At 61.8% G+C, this 1,478-nt stretch carries 2 protein-coding genes; both read right to left on the bottom strand.

All coding sequences use genetic code 11. From position 1 onward, the window contains the following. Nucleotides 1-816, bottom strand: an 816-nt coding sequence (locus DQW06_RS27060) for a cytochrome c (RefSeq protein ID WP_117199553.1), incomplete at its 3' end; no start/stop codon positions are given. A 17-nt stretch (nt 817-833) separates the two neighbouring features. Beyond that, nucleotides 834-1,391: a heme-copper oxidase subunit III gene (locus DQW06_RS27055; RefSeq protein ID WP_210746207.1), complete on the bottom strand. Its 558-nt coding sequence runs from the start codon at nt 1,389-1,391 to the stop codon at nt 834-836. Nucleotides 1,392-1,478 lie beyond the last annotated feature (87 nt).

The raw sequence follows: 1,478 nt of genomic DNA, 5'->3' as shown, positions 1-1,478 counted from the left end.
GCCTCCGGCGTTGGGTTCGGCCTGGAGAGTCTTGATATAGGAGATCAACTCCTGCTTCTCCTCCGGCTCGATCACCGTGTCACTGAACATCGGCATCGCACCCGGACCACTGACCATCGCCTCATAGATCTGACGCGCGGACGCGTCATGAATCTCCGGAGCCCAACGACCATCAGTCAACGCACCGCCACCACCAGACCAACCATGGCAGTGCGCACAGTTGGTCAGATACAGACGCATACCCATGTCGGTGTCGTCGGCGCCCTGAACATACGACTCGTACTCGGCCTCGAACTCCTCAAGCGCCGCCTCATAGGAAGCCTCGTCCTCGAACTCCCCACGCTCGGGCGCCTCACCCGGAACGTCATAGGGAATATCGGGACCACCGGTCCTGATCTGCGCGTTGTAGTACGCGATCAGATCCTGCAGATCCTCCTCCGACATCGCCATCGGCTTGCGCGGCATCTGCGCGTCGGGATTCATCGACGGCATACGCCCCGTGCTGACCTGGAAGTCAACGGCCGCGGCACCCGAATCACGGATGTCCGGACCCCGGGTGTACTCCCCGTCCTCGCCGTAACTACCACTGCCGTCGTAGTTGTGACAGGTCGCGCACGTCTGGTTGAAGATGTCCTCGCCGTTGGCCACATCGACCTCGTCCGCCGAGGGAGGACCATCAGCGGCCAGAGTCTGCGCCTGGGCCTGGTCCGCGGTGGGCGCCAAAGCGGCGTACCCCACCCCGAACAGGGCTAGCGCGAGGATGACGACGACATACCCCGCCAGGGGATGCCGCCGCCGCGCGGTAATCCATTTCACGGTTTCCCCGTTTCGGGTTACTGGATGAAGTAGATGGTGAAGAACAAAGCGATCCAGACCACATCGACGAAGTGCCAGTAGTAGGACACGACGATCGCGCTGGTCGCCTGCTGGTGGGTGAAGCGCTTCGCGGCGTACGTACGTCCCAACATGATGAGGAACGCGATCAGCCCACCGATGACGTGGAGTCCGTGGAAGCCCGTGGTCAGGTAGAACATCGACCCGTAAGCGCTCGACTGAAGAGTCAGGCCCCCGTGGAAGATGAGCTCGTAGTACTCGTAGGCCTGCCCAAGGACGAAGAACAGGCCCATGAAGAACGTGATGAAGAACCACATACGCAGCTTCTTGACATCACCGCGCTCGGCGGCCCAGACGCCGGCCTGCGCGGTGAAGCTCGAAGCCACCAGGACCACGGTGATCGCCGACGCCCACGGCACGTTCAGGTGGGTGTCGGGCCACTGCCCCAGGTCGGGGTTTCCGTTGGTCACCGATCGGATCGTGAAGTACATCGCGAACAGCGCAGCGAAGAACATGAGCTCGTTGGCCAACCAAACGATGGTGCCAACGCTCACCAGGTCAGGACGCTTTGCCGCACCATGTGCTGGTGTCGGTGCTGATTTTGGGTTCGCGGTTGCTGTCGCCACGCCAGCATTATTACGGCA

This window comes from Nocardiopsis sp. TNDT3 (genome assembly GCF_003427465.1).
Classification (GTDB): domain Bacteria; phylum Actinomycetota; class Actinomycetes; order Streptosporangiales; family Streptosporangiaceae; genus Nocardiopsis; species Nocardiopsis dassonvillei.
The sequence above is the reverse complement of the archived record's forward strand: the minus strand, read 5'-3'. Positions and strand labels throughout refer to the sequence as shown.